The 18,152-nt window shown below is 62.6% G+C and carries 13 protein-coding genes; 6 read left to right on the forward strand and 7 right to left on the reverse strand.

The annotated features are described in order from the left end of the window. Positions 1-161: 161 nt before the first annotated feature. Together NAV32_RS01400 and NAV32_RS01405 are read left to right on the forward strand one after the other, a co-directional pair. A complete protein-coding gene (locus NAV32_RS01400) occupies positions 162-6,212 on the forward strand; it encodes an Ig-like domain-containing protein (RefSeq protein WP_256051002.1) in 6,051 nt (2,016 codons plus the stop codon). Between the two features lie 53 nt (positions 6,213-6,265). Then, positions 6,266-7,750: a TolC family protein gene (locus NAV32_RS01405; protein ID WP_256051003.1), complete on the forward strand. Its 1,485-nt coding sequence runs from the start codon at positions 6,266-6,268 to the stop codon at positions 7,748-7,750. A gap of 140 nt (positions 7,751-7,890) precedes the next feature. On the opposite strand, the gene NAV32_RS01410 is transcribed toward NAV32_RS01405, so the two are convergent. The 3 genes from NAV32_RS01410 to NAV32_RS01420 are packed head-to-tail and all read right to left on the reverse strand — an operon-like array spanning position 7,891 to position 10,984. Next, positions 7,891-8,595, reverse strand: a complete 705-nt coding sequence (locus NAV32_RS01410; RefSeq protein ID WP_256051004.1) for an ABC transporter ATP-binding protein — start codon at positions 8,593-8,595, stop codon at positions 7,891-7,893. Further along, positions 8,588-9,808, reverse strand: coding sequence for an ABC transporter permease (locus NAV32_RS01415; protein ID WP_256051005.1), 1,221 nt, complete (start codon positions 9,806-9,808; stop codon positions 8,588-8,590). Before NAV32_RS01415 ends, NAV32_RS01410 begins: the two co-directional genes overlap by 8 nt. A gap of 3 nt (positions 9,809-9,811) precedes the next feature. Beyond that, positions 9,812-10,984, reverse strand: coding sequence for an efflux RND transporter periplasmic adaptor subunit (locus tag NAV32_RS01420; RefSeq protein WP_256051145.1), 1,173 nt, complete (start codon positions 10,982-10,984; stop codon positions 9,812-9,814). 496 nt (positions 10,985-11,480) lie between these two features. Between NAV32_RS01420 and NAV32_RS01425 the strand changes: the two genes are divergently transcribed. Together NAV32_RS01425 and NAV32_RS01430 are read left to right on the forward strand one after the other, a co-directional pair. Continuing rightward, positions 11,481-11,981, forward strand: a complete 501-nt coding sequence (locus tag NAV32_RS01425) for an Lrp/AsnC family transcriptional regulator (RefSeq protein ID WP_423836410.1) — start codon at positions 11,481-11,483, stop codon at positions 11,979-11,981. Between the two features lie 157 nt (positions 11,982-12,138). After that, the gene (locus NAV32_RS01430) at positions 12,139-12,357 is read left to right on the forward strand and encodes a DUF2788 domain-containing protein (protein ID WP_256051006.1); all 219 of its coding nucleotides are present in this window, start codon (positions 12,139-12,141) and stop codon (positions 12,355-12,357) included. 17 nt (positions 12,358-12,374) lie between these two features. Here the strand turns inward: NAV32_RS01430 and NAV32_RS01435 are convergent, their stop codons facing one another. From NAV32_RS01435 to NAV32_RS01445, 3 genes are all read right to left on the reverse strand, one after another. Next, positions 12,375-12,992, reverse strand: coding sequence for a pseudouridine synthase (locus NAV32_RS01435; protein WP_256051007.1), 618 nt, complete (start codon positions 12,990-12,992; stop codon positions 12,375-12,377). A 160-nt stretch (positions 12,993-13,152) separates the two neighbouring features. Next, complete coding sequence (locus NAV32_RS01440) at positions 13,153-14,016, reverse strand: isocitrate lyase/PEP mutase family protein (protein WP_256051008.1); 864 nt, start codon at positions 14,014-14,016, stop codon at positions 13,153-13,155. A 107-nt stretch (positions 14,017-14,123) separates the two neighbouring features. Next, complete coding sequence (locus tag NAV32_RS01445) at positions 14,124-14,990, reverse strand: DMT family transporter (RefSeq protein WP_256051009.1); 867 nt, start codon at positions 14,988-14,990, stop codon at positions 14,124-14,126. Positions 14,991-15,132: 142 nt separating this feature from the next. On the opposite strand from NAV32_RS01445, the gene NAV32_RS01450 reads away from it, so the two are divergent. Further along, on the forward strand, positions 15,133-15,867 hold the full coding sequence (locus NAV32_RS01450) for a class I SAM-dependent methyltransferase (protein ID WP_256051010.1): 735 nt from the start codon (positions 15,133-15,135) through the stop codon (positions 15,865-15,867). A gap of 107 nt (positions 15,868-15,974) precedes the next feature. After that, on the forward strand, positions 15,975-16,481 hold the full coding sequence (locus NAV32_RS01455) for a GNAT family N-acetyltransferase (RefSeq protein WP_256051147.1): 507 nt from the start codon (positions 15,975-15,977) through the stop codon (positions 16,479-16,481). Positions 16,482-16,671: 190 nt separating this feature from the next. Here the strand turns inward: NAV32_RS01455 and amn are convergent, their stop codons facing one another. Then, positions 16,672-18,144: an AMP nucleosidase gene (gene amn / locus NAV32_RS01460; RefSeq protein ID WP_256051011.1), complete on the reverse strand. Its 1,473-nt coding sequence runs from the start codon at positions 18,142-18,144 to the stop codon at positions 16,672-16,674. Between the last annotated feature and the right edge of the window lie 8 nt (positions 18,145-18,152).

The raw sequence follows: 18,152 nt of genomic DNA on the forward strand, positions 1-18,152 counted from the left end.
ACCAGCATCGAACAAACCTTGCTTTCCGGCCTAAAGCAGAACGCTGCTAGATAACCCGTTTAAAAATTGGCTGGACGCGGTGAAATAAATTGACAAGAACTGCAACGGCCATACAGATTTCCATCCTTAGATAGCCAGATGCAATCAGAGGGACCTGCGCCATGTTCTGGAACAAGAAGAAGACCGTTGCCGCCGGCTCTGCCTCACTGCCTGCACGCTCCCCGCTGGCCTCGGCCCTTGAGCCACGCATGATGTTCGACGGCGCCGTGGCTGCCACGGTTGCCGACACGGCAATCAGCAGCGATATTGCAAAGACGCAAGCCGCCACCGATACCTCCCTGCACGCCAGCAATCCGGCAACCCCTCCCGTCGCCACCAGTGCTCAGCGCCAGGAGGTGGTTTTCATCGACAACAAGGTCAATAACCATCAACAGCTGCTGAGCAGCCTGAAGTCCGGCACCGAGGTGGTGCTTGTTGATGGCAGTCAGAACGGTCTGCAACAGATCGCCGATTACCTTCAGGGCCGCACCGGCATTGACGCCATCCACATACTTTCCCATGGCAGCGCCGGCACCCTGCATCTGGGCGACCTTGTCCTGACCGGCGAAAACCTCGACCAACATAGCAAGTTGCTGACAGAAGTGGGCAACGCGCTCAGCAGCGAGGGCGATATCCTGCTCTACGGCTGCGACATTGCAGCGGATCGCGCGGGAATGGCCCTGATTAACGGGTTGGCCGCCGCCACCGAGGCGGACGTCATGGCCTCCAGCAACGCTACCGGCAGCGGCAGCCATGGCGGCGACTGGATTCTCGAACAAAGCACCGGAGCCATCGAAGCAGCTACCCTGAGCTTCAGTGTAGATACATTGCTGGCCCTGCCCAATGGCCTGCAGGACGTTACCCCCTCGACTACGCCGGGCAACTTCCTGCCGGGTTTCAACCTGACGGCCAACTATCATATTTTGGGGACCGATAACCCGGAAGGCATATACCTGAATATCAACGAAGGTGGGTACGCTGCCCACACAGGTCGTTTTACCGTTAGCGCAGACGAGAGCAACGTTGGCACCTTCGATCTGACAGCCTTAAGCCTAAGCAGATCCGGATACGGTACCCACGTGTTCATCATCACCGGTTACAAGGCCGACGGCAGCACTATCACCACGACCTTCGAGCAGTCTGCGAGCGGGAATGTTTCGGGCGGTAACTACACCAGCTTTACCAATATCACTAGGTTCGAAATCGCCTTCAAGGAGAAAGGCGAGCTATTCGGTGTAAGAAATGTCTTGTTCGACAGCTTCTCAGTTGCCAATGCAACTGCACCGCTGCATCCAAACATCACCAGCGCAACCTATGACGCCAGCACGGGCGTCCTGTCGGTCGCGGGTACGGACATGCGGGCTGGAGACAATATCAGCACCAGCAAGCTCAGGTTGTTGGGCGAAGGCGGCGCGAGCTATACCCTGACCAGCGGCACCGTCCAGGCCAGCAGCGCCACAGGCTTCTCGGTCGTCTTGAACACCGCTGACCGGGCGGCCATCGGTCTGATCTTCAACAGAAACGGCAGCAGCTCCACAGGTGGCAGTACTTTCGGCCTGGCTGCTGCCTCCGGTTGGGATGCCAGCCGGGCCTCGGCGCCCGACGAGACCGGCAACGTCGTTACGGTAAGCAACGTCCCGGTACCCACCATCTCCAGCTCAACCTACGACGCAGCCACCGGCACGCTGACGGTGAGCGGATCCGGCTTCACCCAGTTAAGTGGCGCCAGTAACGACATCATCGCCAGCAAGTTCACTGTCACGGGTCAGGCTGGCGCCACCTATACCCTGACCGATACGGCAAATGTCGAGATCACCAGCGGCACCAGCTTCACCCTCACGCTCAGCGCCACAGACCGCAATGCATTGCAGGGGCTGCTAAACCGCAACGGCACCAGTTCAACCGGTGGCACCACCTACAACCTGGCCGCTGCAGAGGATTGGTTGGCAGGTGCGGATGCTGCCGCCGTGGTGATTACTGATATGACGGGCAACGGTATCACCGTCAGCAACGCGAACAGTGCGCCTGTGGCGAACAATGACAGTTATTCACTCAACGAAGACAGTCCGTTGACAGTGAGCTCGGTGCTCACCAACGATACGGATGCTGACGGCAATGCGCTCAGTGCCTCGCTCGTCGCAGGTCCGGCCCACGGCACCCTGACGTTCAGCGACAACGGGACATTTACCTACACACCGAGCGCCAACTACTACGGCACAGACTCCTTCACCTATCGTGCTCACGATGGGCTGGCCAGCTCAAACGTTGCCACCGTTACGCTCACGATCACTGCCGTGAACGATGCACCAGTACTCACGACATCCGGCGGCGGCAGCACTTTTACCGAAAACGGCAGCGCGGCGGTGATCGACAGTGGCCTGACGCTCATCGACGTGGACAACGCCACCCTAGCGTCTGCCACCGCCGCCATCACCGGCAACTTCGCCAGCGGCCAGGATCTACTCCTCTTCGTCAATGACGGCAGCAGCATGGGCAACATCAGCGCCAGCTATGACGCCGGCACCGGAGTCCTCACGCTCACCTCGGCGGGCGCCAGCGCCACCCTGGCGCAATGGCAGGCCGCGCTGCGCAGCATCACCTACAGCAATGGCTCGGACGCCCCCAGCACAGCCACGCGCACCATCAGTTTCCGCGTCAACGATGGCACTGCCGACAGCAACGTCGCGACCACAGTGCTCAACGTCACTGCCGTGAACGACGCACCGCAGATCACTGCACCGCCCATCCTGAGCGTGACCGAAGACCAGGCCAGCGCTCTGACCGGCATCAGTTTCACCGACCCCGACGCAGCCGCCAGCACCGTCGTCGCCACCTTCTCGGTGTCCAGCGGTAGCCTTGCCGCCACCAGTGGCGGCGCAGTGACCGTGGGCGGCACCAGCAGCGCGCTGACCCTCACCGGCAGCCTGGCCAACATCAATGCCTACATCGCCGCCAGCAACCTGTCCTTCACCACTGCAGCCAATGCCACCAGTGCCGTGACTCTGACCGTAACAATCAACGATGGTGGCAACACCGGCAACGGTGGCACCCTGACCGACAGCAAGACCGCCACCCTGCAGGTCACCGCGATCAACGATGCGCCCACGGTAGCCAACCCGATAGCAGACCAGAGCGCCACCGAAGATCAGCCCTTGAACTTCCAGTTCGCCGCCAACACCTTTGCCGACGTCGAGGGCGACACACTCACCTACAGCGCCCAACTGGCCGGCGGCAGCCCACTGCCCGCCTGGCTCAGCTTCGACCCCGTTACCCGCACCTTCTCCGGTAACCCGACCAATGGCGATGTCGGCCCGCTGAGCATCCAAGTCACAGCGGACGACGGCCAAGGCGGCACGGTGACCGACACCTTCGATATCCTGGTGACCAATACCAACGACGCACCCAGCGTCGCCAACCCGATATCTGACCAGAATGCCACCGAAGATGCGGCCTTCAGCTTCCAGTTCGCCTCCAACACTTTTAGCGATATGGATGCCGGCGATACTCTGAGCTACAGCGCACAATTAGTCGGCGGCGCATTGCCGGCCTGGCTCAGCTTCGATCCCACCACCCGCACCTTCTCCGGCACCCCGACCACTGGCGATGCCGGCACGCTCAGCATTAACGTCATCGCCGATGACGGCAACGGTGGTAGCGTCAGTGACACGTTCAGCCTGACCGTCAACAGCCCGCCGCGCGTGACCGCAGTAACGTCCAGCGCCTCCGATGGCAGCTACAGGACCGGTGAAACCCTCACCATCAGCATCACCTTCAATCAGGCTGTGACAGTCAATACCGCTGGCGGCTCGCCCACACTACTGCTGGAAACCGGCGCACTTGATCGCAATGCTTCCTATGTCAGCGGTTCCGGAACTGACACGCTGACTTTCAGCTATACCGTGCAGGCCGGTGACATCAGCGCCGATCTGAATTACCAATCTACGACGGCACTTGCTCTAAATGGTGCCAGCCTTACAAATGCCGCCGGCAATGCAGCTGCCGCCCTCACTCTACCCAGCCTCGGCAGCCTGAACTCGCTTGCTGGTCAGCACGCCCTGACGATTGACGGCGTACGCCCGACGGCCGCAATCACGCTAGCCGACACGACCCTGTCCATTGGCGAAACTACCACCGTCACCATCACCTTCAGCGAAGCGGTCAGCGGGCTGACCATCGCAGACTTCACCGTGGCCAACGGTGCTTTGAGCAACCTGATCACTTCAGACAACATCATCTGGACCGCCACCTTCACGCCGGATGCCAATGTCGAAAGCACCGACAACCTGATCACCCTGGACAACACCGGCTACAGCGATGCCGCAGGCAACGCCGGCACCGGCACCACCGACTCGAACAACTACGCCATCGACACTCAACGCCCGACCGCGACCATAGTGGTAAGCGACACTGCGCTGGCCATCGGTGAAGCCAGCGCCGTGACCATCACCTTCAATGAAGCCGTGACGGGTCTGAGCCTGGCAGACTTCAGCGTGGCCAGCGGCACCCTGAGCAACCTGAGCACCGCGGACAACATCACCTGGACGGCAACCCTGACGCCAAACGGCAACATTACCGACAGCAGCAACGTCATCACCCTGAACAATACCAGCGTACAGGATGCCGCCGGTAACGCCGGCAGCGGAACCACTGCCTCGAACAACTACGCCATCGACGCCCAGCGCCCGACCGCGACCATCCAGCTGAGCGACACTGCGCTGGCTGCCGGCGAGACGGCGACGGTGACCATCACCTTTAACGAAGCGGTGACGGGTCTAATGCTGGCCGACCTCAGCGCAACCAATGGCTCCCTCAGCGGGCTCGGCAGTAATGATGGCGGCATCACCTGGACAGCCACCCTGACGCCAGCCGCCAACGCCACCGCGAGCAGCAACCTGATCACCCTGAACAACGCCGCGGTGCAGGACGCAGCAGGCAATGCCGGTATTGGCGTCACGCAATCGAGCAACTACGTCGTCGACACCGTGGTTCCGCTCGTCAGCAGTGTCAGCGTACCCGCCGGGGTGCAGTACAACGCCGGCGACACCCTGACCTTCGTGGTCAACGCCAGCGAAGCCGTTCTGGTCAACGGCACGCCAAGGCTGGCACTGGACATCGGCGGCAGCACGGTCTACGCCGACTACGTAGCAGGCTCTGGCACCACTACCCTGGTCTTCCAGTACAGCCTGCAGCCCGGCCTGAACGATACCGATGGCATCACCGTGGCCGGCCTGCAGGACAATGGTGGCAGCCTGCGCGATGCGACCGGCAATGCCATGAACCTGACCCTGAACAACGTCGGAGACACCTCCGGCGTGCGGGTCGACACCATCGTGCCCAGTGCGACCATTGCGCTGGACCCGTCCAGCAGTGCCACCAACGTGCGCTACACCGTGACCTTCAGCGAAGACGTCAGCGGCGTCGACCTGTCCGACTTCAGCCTGGTCACCAGCCGCAATGCCAGTGGCATTCTGGGCAACCTGGTGCAGATCGATGCACGCACTTACCAGATCACCATTACCAACATAATCGGAAGCGGCAGCCTGGCCCTGGCACTCAACAGCAGCGGCACCGGCATCAGCGACTCGGCTGGCAACATGCTGGCTGACAGCCTGGTCGGCCAGCCCTATACCCTCTCCCAGGGGGACGGCGATCCGGAGTTCCGTGCCAACCCGACGCCCATCGTCCCCACGACGCCTAGTGCACCCCCTCAACCCACCGTGCCCAGTGCGCCACCCTCCAGCACCACCTCGCCACTGTTGCCGCCGCCATTGTTCGAGCAACCGACTCTCGGTAGCGGCGTACCCACGGTGGGCAACATCTTCATCAATAACGGTGCGCTGGCGCCCAGCTTCATCGCCCAGGTCTTTGCCAGCAGCGACAGCGGTGCCGGCAATGGCAGCGGTATCGGTTTCCTCGGCTTTGGTGGGAATGACGGCGGCGTGTTCGGTACCAGCAGTTTCTCCAGCGTGTTCAGCAAGGACGTACCGCTGGAGTCAGGCGATATCCAGCTTCGCTGGGGTAATTCCATCAGCAATGGCTTGAGCGGGGGAGAGATTCTAGGAGCACCGACGCTGAGCCAGCAGTTGCAGGAGATAGGTGAAAGCGAACAACGCCAGATAAAAGATCTGGCCTGGGCATTGGGCAAAATGCCACTGCAAATGCCACAAGCGTAATCGACATAACAGATAAGAATCGAATGAGTGCCGTACCAGGGGGCGGCCCAAGGATGAGCAAAGCAGCGAAGTTTTTCAGCATCAGTGTACTGGCGTTAGCCGTTGGCGGTTGCGCAGTCACCAGCCAACCCATCGACCGCAGCGCCAGCGAACAACGCGCCCAGACCGATTTGCAGAACATGTTCAAGGATCAGGAACCGCTCAGCGGCTCGCTGACTCTGCATGAGGCCATGGCCCGCGCGGTGAAGTACAACCTCGAAGCGCGCCTGAAGGTCATGGAGGAAGCCATGGCCCAGCGTCAGGTCGACCTGGCAACCTTCGATATGCTGCCACGTATGGCCCTCTCCGCCGGGTATGCCGGGCGCAACAACATCAGTGCCTCCAGCAGCCAGAGCATCGAAACCGGCACCCAGTCGCTCGAACCCTCCACCTCACAGGATCGTGACCGCGGCGTTGCCGACCTGACCATGGTCTGGAACGTATTGGACTTCGGCGTCAGCTACGTCAGCGCCAAACAGCAGGGCGACCAGCGCCTGATTGTGCAGGAACGTCGGCGCAAGGTGGTTCACACCATCACCCAGGACGTGCGTTCCGCCTACTGGCGCGCAGTGGCCGCCGATCGCCTGCTGTCTCAGATCGACAGCCTCATGGCGCGCGTTGCCCAGGCCCGCGACAATAGCCAGCGCCTCAGTGAGCAGCGTATTGGCGATCCTATTCAGGCCTTGAGCTACCAGCGTGCCCTCATCGAAGCCACTCGCCAGCTGGAAGAACAGCGGCGGGCCCTGTCGCTGGCCAAGACCGAACTGGCGACGCTGATCAACCTGCCCTTAGGCACCAACGTTGAACTGGCTCCCGAGGAGGGCTATCAGGTACCGGAACTCAGTGTCGAGCTAGGCAAACTCGAGGACGAAGCCTTGGCCAGCCGCCCCGAGCTGCGCGAGCAGGACTACCAGGCACGTATCAGCGCCGCTGAAACGCGCAAGGCCATGCTGCGCCTGCTGCCTGGTCTGGAGTTTTCCGCCGGCGGTCATTACGACAGCAACTCTTTCCTGGTCAACCAAAGCTGGGCCGACTACGGCGTGAAGGTCACCTGGAACCTCTTCAACGTGCTTTCAGCCCCAGCCGCCATCGATGTGGCCAAGGCTGGCCAAGAGGTCGCCGATGCGCGTCGCCAAGCCATGTCGATGGCAATCCTCGCCCAATTGCATGTAGCCAACGCCAACTTCCGCGAGGCCCAGCGCCAATTCCAGACCAGCCAGCAACTGGCCGGGCTGGATGAGCAGATCGTCGAACAGTTGCGCAACCGCTATCAGGCCCAAGGTATTGGAGAGCTGGAATTGATTCAGGGGGAACTGAATACCCTGCATGCCGACCTACGCCGCGATCTGGCCTATGCAGAGCTGCGCAACAGTTATGGGCAGCTTTTTGCCAGCGCTGGCCTCGATCCTCTGCCGCAAAACCTGGCCTCCGATCGCCTGCAGGATATCGCCGCAGCCTTGGCTGAACGCGAAGCACAATGGCAAGCGGGACAACTGTAACGGGGTAGTACTCAGTTTCCAGGCTCGCAGTGCGGTAAGTATCGTCCGCGAGCCCGCCGCGCCGCTGACTCGCTCCGGCACTCTCGGCGCGGCACTTGTCCCGCACGTTTGCCGGCTGCTGCCGCAGCTTATGCCGCCGTTCAAGCCGTCTGCGTATCCCTCACAATGCTTCCGTCCACCAGCTCGATACTGCGTCGGCAACTGCCCGACAGCCGTGGATCATGGGTCACCACCAGCACGGCGCAGCCGAATTCCCGGTTGATCTCGCGGAACAGCTCGAACACCTGCTCAGCCGTGCGGGTATCCAGGTTGCCGGTCGGCTCGTCGGCCAGCAGCAGGGCTGGCCGCGTAACCAGTGCGCGGGCAATCGCAACCCGCTGTTGCTGACCGCCGGACAACTGGCCGGCGCGCTTGCAGCCAAAGCCCTCCAGCCCGACCTGGGCCAGCAGTCGCTCGGCCAGCTGCACATCCTCGGCGCCTGGTTTGCCGCGGCGGATCATCAGTGGCATCAGTACGTTGTCGAGGACGCTGAACGCCGAGATCAGGTGATGGAACTGAAACACGAAACCGATGGTTTCGTTGCGCAGCCGGGTCCGGGTTTCGTCATCCAGCGTGCGCGTCGCCCGGCCCATCAGGTACAGCTCGCCAGCGCTGGGCGAGTCGAGCAGGCCGATGATATTCAGCAGCGTGCTCTTGCCCGAGCCGCTGGGGCCGATCAATGCGGTCAGCTCGCCACTCGACACGCACATGTCGATGCCCCGCAGGACTTCCTGCTCCTGAGGCGTGCCAGGGTTGTAGACCTTGCGCAGCCCTTTCAGGCGCAGCACTTCATGAACGTCAGACATAACGGATCGCCACTGCCGGATCGTAACGGGCCGCGCGACGGGCGGGCGCGACGGCGGCCAGCACGCCGGTCAGCGTGGCCACCAGCATGGCCGACAGCAGCAGGCCCGACGAGACCTCGATCACGAACAGCCTCGGCCCGAACAGATTGAACACCTGGATCAACCCCCAACCCACCAGTCCGCCAAGGGCCGAACCGGCCAGCCCGAGCAGCCCGCCTTGCAGCAGAAACACGCGCATCACCTGGCTGCGCGGGCTGCCCATGGCGCGAAGGATGCCGATCTCCCGGGTGCGTTGCACGACGCTGACCGCCAGCACGCTGGCGATGCCGAACGCCACGGAAAGCCCGACGAATATGCGGATCATCTCGGTGGTCATGCTCTGGGAACGCAAGGCATTGAGCAGTTGGCCATTGGTGGCCATCCAGCTTTCCGCCTGCATGCCGGTGAGACGGGCCATGCGCTCGGCAACCTTCTCGGCGGCAAAAATGTCCTCGACGGTCAGGTCGATCTGCGTCACCCCGCCGGGCAGATCGAGCAGAATCTGCGCCTGACGCAGGTCCAGATAGACATAGCGGGCATCCAGCTCGCGCACGCCCAGCTCGAAGATGCCGGCCACCCGCACCACCCGCTCACGCCCCTCTCCACCATCCAGTCGCAGCTTGTCCCCGACGCTCAGCCCCAGTTCACGGGCCAGCTCGGCGCCGAGGGCCACCTGGTCGCCTTCGACAACGAAACGGCCTGCCACCAGATCACGGGCTACGGGCACAATGCGTTGATAACGCTCCGGATCGATACCCATCAGCGCGATAGAAGCGCGCGCCTGGCCGCGCCGGGCAATCGCCGGTCCCGTGGCCAGCGGCGACACTGCCCGCACGCCGGGCTGTCCATCAAGCAAGTCGCGCAGCGCCTGCCAGTTGCTCAGCGAACGCAGCCGCTGGGCGCGCGGGCTGTGCAGCACCAGTGCGACGGCGTTGTCCGACGCCGGGAGTACGCGGTTGACCTCGTCGGGCATTTCGATCTTCAAATGTGCCTGGGTGCCAAGGGTGCGCTCAATGACATTGCTCTGCAGGCCGCTGATCAGGGCCGTGATGAACACGATCACCGCCGAACCCACGGCGATGCCTACCATGATCAGCAGCGTTTGCAGCCGGTTGTCGAGCAGAAAGGCCAGAGCGACCTTCCACTCGAGCCAGAGGGCGTTCAGCCAGCGCATGGCTTACTCCGCACCCGGCAACGGCAGTCGTTGAAAGCGGATGCTCTGGTCGGGCTCAGCGACGACGTTCAATACCCGGTCGCCCGGCGCCAGGCCCTCGCGCACTTCGCTCAGCGCGTCGCTGCGCAGGCCCAGACGCACCCGCGTGCGGCTGACGGTGCCGTCATCGGCGACACGCAGGACCTGGGCCTGATCGCCATCGCGGGCCAGCAGGGCATCGTTGCCAATTACCAGTGCGCGCTCCAAGCGTGCGGTTTCGATATTCACCGACACACTCATGCCCTGACGCAGGAAATCCGCCTCGTCGAGCAGCTCCAGGTGCACATCCAGCGTCCCCTGAGCCGGATTGACGGCGGGAGCCAGATAGCTGACACGCGCTTTGAGCACACGCTCAGGCCAGGCATCGGGAATCACCCAGGCCGGCTGATCGAGGGCGACTGCACCCAGGTTCTTTTCATCCAGCGGCAGCAGAATCTCACGGCTGTCGTCGCGGGCAATCTCCAAGAGCACATCGCCTGGGCGCACCAGATCTCCCGGCTCCACATTGCGGGTCTGCACAGTGCCGGCGTGCGCGGCATGGATGCGCGTGCGTGACAGCGCAATGCGGGCCTGCTCGACCCGCTGGCGGGCCTGATGGGCTTCGGCGCCATCAGCTACCAGCGCGTCGCGCTGCAGCCGGGCGCGGTCGCGGCCCACGCGGGCAGTGGTTTCCACCTGGCGCGCCTGTTCCAGCGCCTCGGCAGAGAGCAACCCGCGCGCATGCACGGTCTCGCGGCGCTCCCGCTCGCGCACGGCCTGTTCCAGCCGGCTTTGCGCATCGCGCAGCTGCACCTCGGCCTGGGGCCGGCTGGAATCGGTCAACTGGCGCAGAGCGGCTTCGGCCTCACGCAGCCGCGCCTGCTGTTCGTCATCGCGCAGCTCGACCAGCAGGTCACCCATTTCGACACGATCGCCTTCACGCACGAGGCGGGCCTTGACCACCCCGGTGAGTTCGCTACCGACCCGCGCCAGGGACTTGCTGGACACCTCACCGCTGGCCACTACCCGCTGCACCAGAGAGCGTTCCTCAAGTTGATAGCCGCTCAGCAACGGCCCTTGCCAGGGTCGCCAGAACCACAGCAGCACAGCTAACACGACCAGGCCGAGCAGCAGCCGGAGCAGCGTCTTGGAGGCAATCCGCACGAGGAGAAACTCCCTGTTCCCGGCGCGACAGGTGCCGGTCAGCGGCTAGCCTACACAGCCGTCCCGGGGATTGCACGACTGCTCTGGCGCTGCTTTCGGGGAACAACGGGGATGCCAGAGCGCGCTGGCCTGGCCACCCGAGCCGACCTTCCAGGTGGATTGCGAGAATTGAAGCAGACACTGAAAGGCACCAACGAAAAAGGCCATGCGCGTGCATGGCCTTTTCTCGTTTGGCTGGCTGCGGGTAGCGGCTTCTTCGAACACACGCCTTATGGGCGCTGCGGCCCCGGATCGCTGAACTGGGTAAGGTCAGCGAGGAGGTAGAGGCTGGTTGGCCTCATCTCTTACAGCCGGGAGCGGAAGTTGAGACAAAGCTTACGCCCGCGACCAAGGTGAATGCTTGCGAACATTGCTTAATAAGCTCAATGTTGCGCAACAAAACAAATCCAATCAGCAAATCCTGGCAATCAACAATCGAGACAGGGCAATCATGAGCAAACTCGACCGCTACGACCTTCGTATTCTTTCCGAACTCCAGCACGACTCACGGATTTCCAACCAGGAGCTGGCCGAGCGCATCGGCCTCTCGCCCTCCCCCTGCTCGCGACGGGTCAAGCAGCTGGAAGACGACGGCTACATCGCCCGCCAGGTAGCCCTGCTCGACCGCAAGAAGCTCGGCCTGACCCTGACCGCCTATGTGCTGATCGGCATGGACCGGCATACCCCCGAGCGCTTCGAGCATTTCGAAGGCGTGATCGGAAAATGCCCCGAAGTGCTCGAATGCAGCCTGGTCACCGGTATGGACGCCGACTACCAGCTCAAAGTGGTGGTGCCGGACATGGATCACTACCAGGCCTTTCTGCTGGGCACCCTGACGCGCATCGAAGGCGTCTCCAGCGTGCGCTCCAGCTTCGTGCTGCGCCAGGTTTCATCCAGTACCGAGCTGCCGCTGGAGCACCTGAAAACGGCCAGTCAATCTTCGCCAGGTTGAGTGCTGACACCACCTTTGAGCCATCTGCACAGCCGAGCCCATCGCTGGCGTATAATCGCTGCCGCCTTGCTATGCCCCATGTAAAACCGAGCCTCGCTCGCACCTGAGCGCATAGCTGCTGTCTTATTCGATCAGACCCAGCCATACGGAGCATTCGATGGATCCTGCTGTATTCGAGAAGTGGATGATGATCATCCTGGTCGGCGGACTGATGGCCTTTATGGCCTTCATCATCTGGGATCTGGCGAAAAAATCGAAGGCAGGCCGGCTCGGCACGGCAATTCTGTTCCTGGGACTGGGACTATGCCTGTTCGCCTTCCTGGCCAAGCCGATCATTGGTTACGTCATCGAGGTCTCTCAGGGCATTCCGCACTGATTCATCCGGCGCTGGCGCTACAACCGCGCCGGTACCTCACGCCACTCTCCCGGTTGCAGGCCGTCCAGCGACCAGGGCCCGATGCGCACGCGCACCAGACGCAGGGTCGGCAGGCCTACCGCCGCCGTCATCCTTCTGACCTGTCTATTGCGCCCCTCACGAATTACCAGCTCCAGCCAGCTGGTCGGTACGCTCTTGCGAAAGCGGACTGGAGGGTTGCGCGGCCACAGTGCCGGCTCGTCCAATAAGCGCGCCTCTGCGGGCAAGGTCGGCCCGTCGTTCAGCTCGACGCCCTCACGCAGACGCTGCAACTGCTCCTCGCTCGCCTCACCTTCCACCTGCACCCAGTAGGTCTTGGGCAGCTTGTGCTTCGGGTCGGCGATACGCGCCTGCAAACGGCCATCGTTGGTCAGCAACAGCAGCCCCTCGCTGTCGCGATCCAGCCGCCCTGCGGGATAGACGCCCGGCACCGCGACAAAGGCTTTCAGCGTCGTGCGGCCATCGGCATCATTGAACTGGGTCAGTACGTCGAAGGGCTTATTCAGCAGTAACAGACGCGGCTCGGCAGGCACGGCACTGGCCTGCCGTCGCTGCGCGACCGGGCGTGATGGGCGAGGACGAGGTGAACGGGCCATGACGAGGCGCTCCAGAGAAGGCCGGCCATGCTAGAAGCTGCCAAAGGACACCGCAAGAAGCGATCCCATGCCTGCCTGGAACCCATACGTTTTGCCTAACCGACACCCGGAACCGTGGCGAATGAATTCGGCAATACAGTGGCAAGGTAAAAGCCGCTGACTATTCCTTGACCTGCATATAGTCTTCGGCCCAGACCATGTATTCCTCGGCGGTCGAATATTTGACCGACAGTTGCGAGGCGTTGAGGTCCGAGGCATCGATCTGGCGCTGCTCGCGCAGGCAGTCGTAGGTCGCCTTGATCGCGGCGAAGTAGGCCGCGTGGCCATTGACCACGATCCGTACGCCCAATGCGGCCAGGCGCTTGTTGTCGCGCAGGTTCGGATTGCCGTAGGTGACCAGCATCAGCGGCACGCTGAGCTTTGCCGAGACCTGTTCGAGCTGCCCGAAATCCTCGATACCGACCAGGCAGATCGCATCGGCGCCGGCCTTCTCATAGGCCTGCGCCCGGGCGATCACTTCTTCGAGGCCGATCACCCCGGCGTTGGTGCGGGCGATGATGCACATCTCGGGATCGACGCGCGCCTCCAGCGCTGCACGAATCTTGCCGACGGCCTCGAACATGCCGATCAGGTCGGTGGACTTGCGTCCGAACTTGGCCGGCAACAGGGTGTCCTCGATGGTCAGCGCGGCAATTCCCGCGCGCTCCAGCTCGGTCACGGTGCGCATCACATTGAGCGCGTTGCCGTAGCCATGATCGGCGTCGGCAATGATCGGCAGGCGCGAGACACGACCGATTCGAGTGGCCTGCTCGACGAATTCGCTGAGCGTGATCAGCGCAAAGTCCGGAGCGGCCAGTACCTGTAGCGAGGCGATCGAGCCGCCAAGAATGCCGACTTCAAACTCAAGATCGGCGGCGATACGCGCCGACATCGGATCGAATACCGAGGCCGTGTGGTAGCAGCTGTCCGAGGTCAGCAGCCGACGGAAATCGCTACGCAAGGTGTGATGAGAAATTCGCTGCATGTGTTTTTCTACCTGATAAAAGCGCACGCAAGGGTCGACTCGCCCTTGTTCGATAAGGGGTTGGAAGCTGCGCGGATGGCCTGACGACACATCCGCTCCGTTTCAATTCATGGGCGCGCCTGCCGACCTTGCACCCAGGCCATGCCAAGACCGCTGGCGATGATGACCGCCATGCCCAGCATCGCGCCGAAGTCCGGCGCATGGCCGAACAGGAGCAAGCCCACCACCCCGGCGAAGATGATCTGCGCATAGGTGAAGGGCGCCAGCATTGCCGCACTGGCGAAGCGGAATGCATGGGTCAGCAGCAGGTGACCGGTCATCGCCATGGCGCCCAGCGCGGCCATCATCGCCGCATCCTGCAGGCTCGGTGTACGCCACTCCAGCAGCACCAGTGCGCTGGTCACCAGGGTGCCCACCAGGCTGCTGAGAAAGTTGCTGGTCACCGGATGATCCGTGCCACTGAGCCGCCGCGTCAGCAACTGATACAGGGTGAAGCAGACGGCAGCACCAAAGGGCAGCAGGATCGCCGGGGTAAACAAAGCCCCGCCGGGCCGAACGATGATCATCACCCCCAGCAGGCCGCAACCAACCGCCAGCCACTGGCTGCGGCTGACAGCCTCGCCCAGCATGGCCGAGGCGATGGTCACCAGCAGCGGGGTCAGAAAGATCACCGCCGTGGCCTCGGCCAGCGGGATGAACTTCAGCCCGCTGATAAACAGGATGCTGATGCCTACCAGGCTCAGCCCACGCGCCAGTTGCAGCCAGGGCCGCAGCGTCTGGAAGACCCGACGCCCCATGCGCGGCGTAAACAGCCCGGCCATCAGCACCGTTTGCGCCAGGTAGCGCGCCCAGATGATCACCAGCACCGGATAGAACTGCGTCAGATGCTTGGACAGACCATCATGAGTTGCCAGCAGCAGGCACGCACCCAGAATAAGCAGCACGCCAAGCAGAGGCTTGTGAGAGTTGTTCAAGGCGAAATCACGAACTTAGATAGCATCCTAAGCATTATGCCTGTAAATGACCGTTCCGTCAGCGGCTCCCGGACGAGCCACCGCATGGGCAAAGCGGCAACGCTGATTTATAGTCGCCGCCCCGGTTCAGGAACGACCCGCCATGCACACGCCCGCGCTGACCATCGAACGCATCTACCCGCCCCAGCTGGATGCTGACAACAAGGATGACCGCGAGACGCTGCGCATCCACATGGAGCGCTACGACTTTGCCGCGGCCCGGCTGACCGGCACGCGGGTACTGGACATGGCCTGTGGCTGCGGCTACGGCAGCGACCGTCTGGCCGAGCTGAACCCGGACAAGACAGTGGTCGGCGTGGACATCGACCCGGCCGCCATCGCCTTCGCCCGCGCGCATTACCAGCGCCCCAACCTCAGCTATGTCTGTGCCGATGCGGAAACCTTCAGCAGCGCAGAAAAATTCCACAGCATCGTCAGCCTGGAAACCATCGAACACCTGCCGCGCCCGCGTCAGTTGATCGAGCAATGTGCGGCGCTGCTCGCAGAAGACGGCCAGATCATCGCCTCGGTACCCATCACGCCAACGCTGGACGGCAACCCGCATCACCTGCACGACTTCAGCACACGCAGTTTCTTCGCCCTGCTACGCCCCCACGGGCTGCTGCCGCAGGAGCGCTTTGAACAGATCCAGTGGTGGCAGTTCAAGGGCCTGTTCCAACGCCGCGCAACCAAACAACATCGCTCCGAGGGCGTTGGCAACGCGGTACTCATGTACTACCGCAGGCACCCGCTGTACCTGCTTCGCCGGCTGGCCTCGATGCTGCGTTACGGTTTCAGCAACCGCTATCTGACGTGCCTTTTCCGCACCTCAACCTGAGCCGTTCGCCCCTGAAGCCCGCCAATCGCGTATGATCGCCGGCCTTTGCGGATCGTCCAGCCGATCCAGAGCCGTACGAGAGCAGTCCGATGTTCAGGTTGAGAGCGATGCAGGCGCGCGATATTCCTGCGGTGATGTCGATTCAGGAAGAATCCTACGCACCCGAGGTGCATGAAGATGAGGCGGTGGTGCGCTCGCGCCTCGCTGCCTGCCCCCAACAGGCCTGGGTGGCCGAAGATGCACAGGGCGTCTGCGCCTACCTGTTCGCCTACCCTTCACGTCTGGGCCAGGTCACCCCGCTGGATGGCGACTTCCAACCCCACGATGAAGCCGACTGTCTCTACCTGCACGACCTCGCCGTAGCCAGCCGGGCCGCCGGGCGCGGCATCGGCCCGGCCCTGGTACAGCACAAACTGCAACGGGCCGGAGCGATGCAGCTGCGCTACTCGGCACTGGTATCGGTACAGGACTCCCAAGGTTTCTGGTCACGCATGGGTTTCAAGCCTGAGGAGAAGCTTTCCGCGTCGCAGGCCAACAACTTGGCTAGCTACCAAATCCCTGCCGTGTACATGGTGCGTCGCATCGAGACCGAAGCAACGAAACAGAGCCTGTAAACAGCGGGGCGAGATACCGGCGTAGGGTGGAAGACTGCGAAGCATCTTCCACGCGGCTGTGTCGGGCCCACCGAACGCGTGGATGTGCTTCGCGACATCCACCCTACGAACCCGCCATACCAATGCAGGGACAAACTTCTGCGCTCATGGTCGCCACATATAGACCTAACACGTTCGGCCCTGTGAGCGATTAACGGAACGGCGGCTCGTCGAAGCTGCGCAGCTTGCGCGAATGCAGCGAGTTGAGCTGGTTGCGCAACAGATCCAGCGCGGCGATACCGATCTTCAGATGCTGGGTCACGGCCCGCTCGTAGAAGGCATTGGCCGAGCCGGGCAGCTTGATTTCACTGTGCAGCGGCTTGTCCGAAACACACAGCAAAGTCCCGTAAGGCACCCGCAGCCGATAGCCCTGGGCGGCGATGGTGCCACTTTCCATATCCACCGCGACGGCCCGTGACAGGTTGATCAGCGGGCGCTCCTGCGCCCAGCGCAATTCCCAGTTGCGGTCGTCGTAGGTCAGCACGGTGCCGGTGCGCAAACGCTTCTTCAACGCCTCGCCCTTGTCGCCGGTGATCTGCGCGGCAGCTTCCTGCAACGCCTGCTGCACCTCGGCCAGTGCCGGCAGCGGGATATGCGGCGGCAGTACCCGATCAAGGATGCCGTCGCGGCGCATATAGGCATGGGCCAGCACATAGTCGCCAATAGACTGCGACTGCCGCAGCCCGCCACAGTGACCGATCATCAGCCAGCAGTGCGGGCGCAGCACGGCCAGGTGGTCGGTGATGTTCTTGGCGTTGGACGGGCCGACCCCGATATTCACCAGCGTGACGCCATCACCATCGGCAGCATGCAGGTGATAGGCCGGCATCTGGTAACGGTGCCAGAGCACGCCCGCGATGATCGCCTGCGCCTCACCCTCCTCCATGCCGCGCTCGATGATCACATTGCCCGGCAGCACCATGCGCACGAAACGGGTGTCGTCACGCAGCATGTCCAGGCCATGACGAATGAACTGATCGACATAGCGGTGATAGTTGGTCAGCAGAATCCACGGCTGCACATGGCGCCAGTCACTGCCGGTGTAATGCACCAGCCGGCGCAGAGAAAAGTCCACACGGGCAGCGTGGAACAGCGCCAGCGGATAAGGGTCCGCGTGCTCCCAATCGTAAAGGCCATCGGCAATGTCATCGGTCGCCGCTGACAGGTCGGTGCTGGGGAAAACCCGCGCCAGCTCAGCCGCCGTCACGCCGCTGCCGGACAGCTCATCACCCTGCTCGATCACATAGGGATAGGGAATGTTGCGGTCACTTATGCCGACTTCGATCTTGACGTTGAAGTCCTGGATCAACGGCCCGAGCTGATCGAGCAGATATCCGCGAAACGCTGCCGGATGCGTCACCGTCACGCTGTAAACACCCGGCGCCTGCACCTTGGCGTAGGCGCGCGTCGAGGCCGGTACCTCACCCTGGCAGCTATGGGTCAGGCGTAACTCGGGATAACGAAACTGCGCACGCTCCGCCGCACTCGGCTCAGTGCGCGTAGCCACATAACGCTTGAGCGCCTGATGCAGCGCCGAAGACGCCTGCTGATGCAACTCGGCAAGCCGATCAACCGCCGCCTCGGCAGTCGGAGCGGTGATGAAACGAGAAAAATCGGTATTCACAAGAAGGT

It is taken from the genome of Stutzerimonas stutzeri (assembly GCF_024448695.1).
Classification (GTDB): Bacteria; Pseudomonadota; Gammaproteobacteria; order Pseudomonadales; family Pseudomonadaceae; genus Stutzerimonas; species Stutzerimonas stutzeri_T.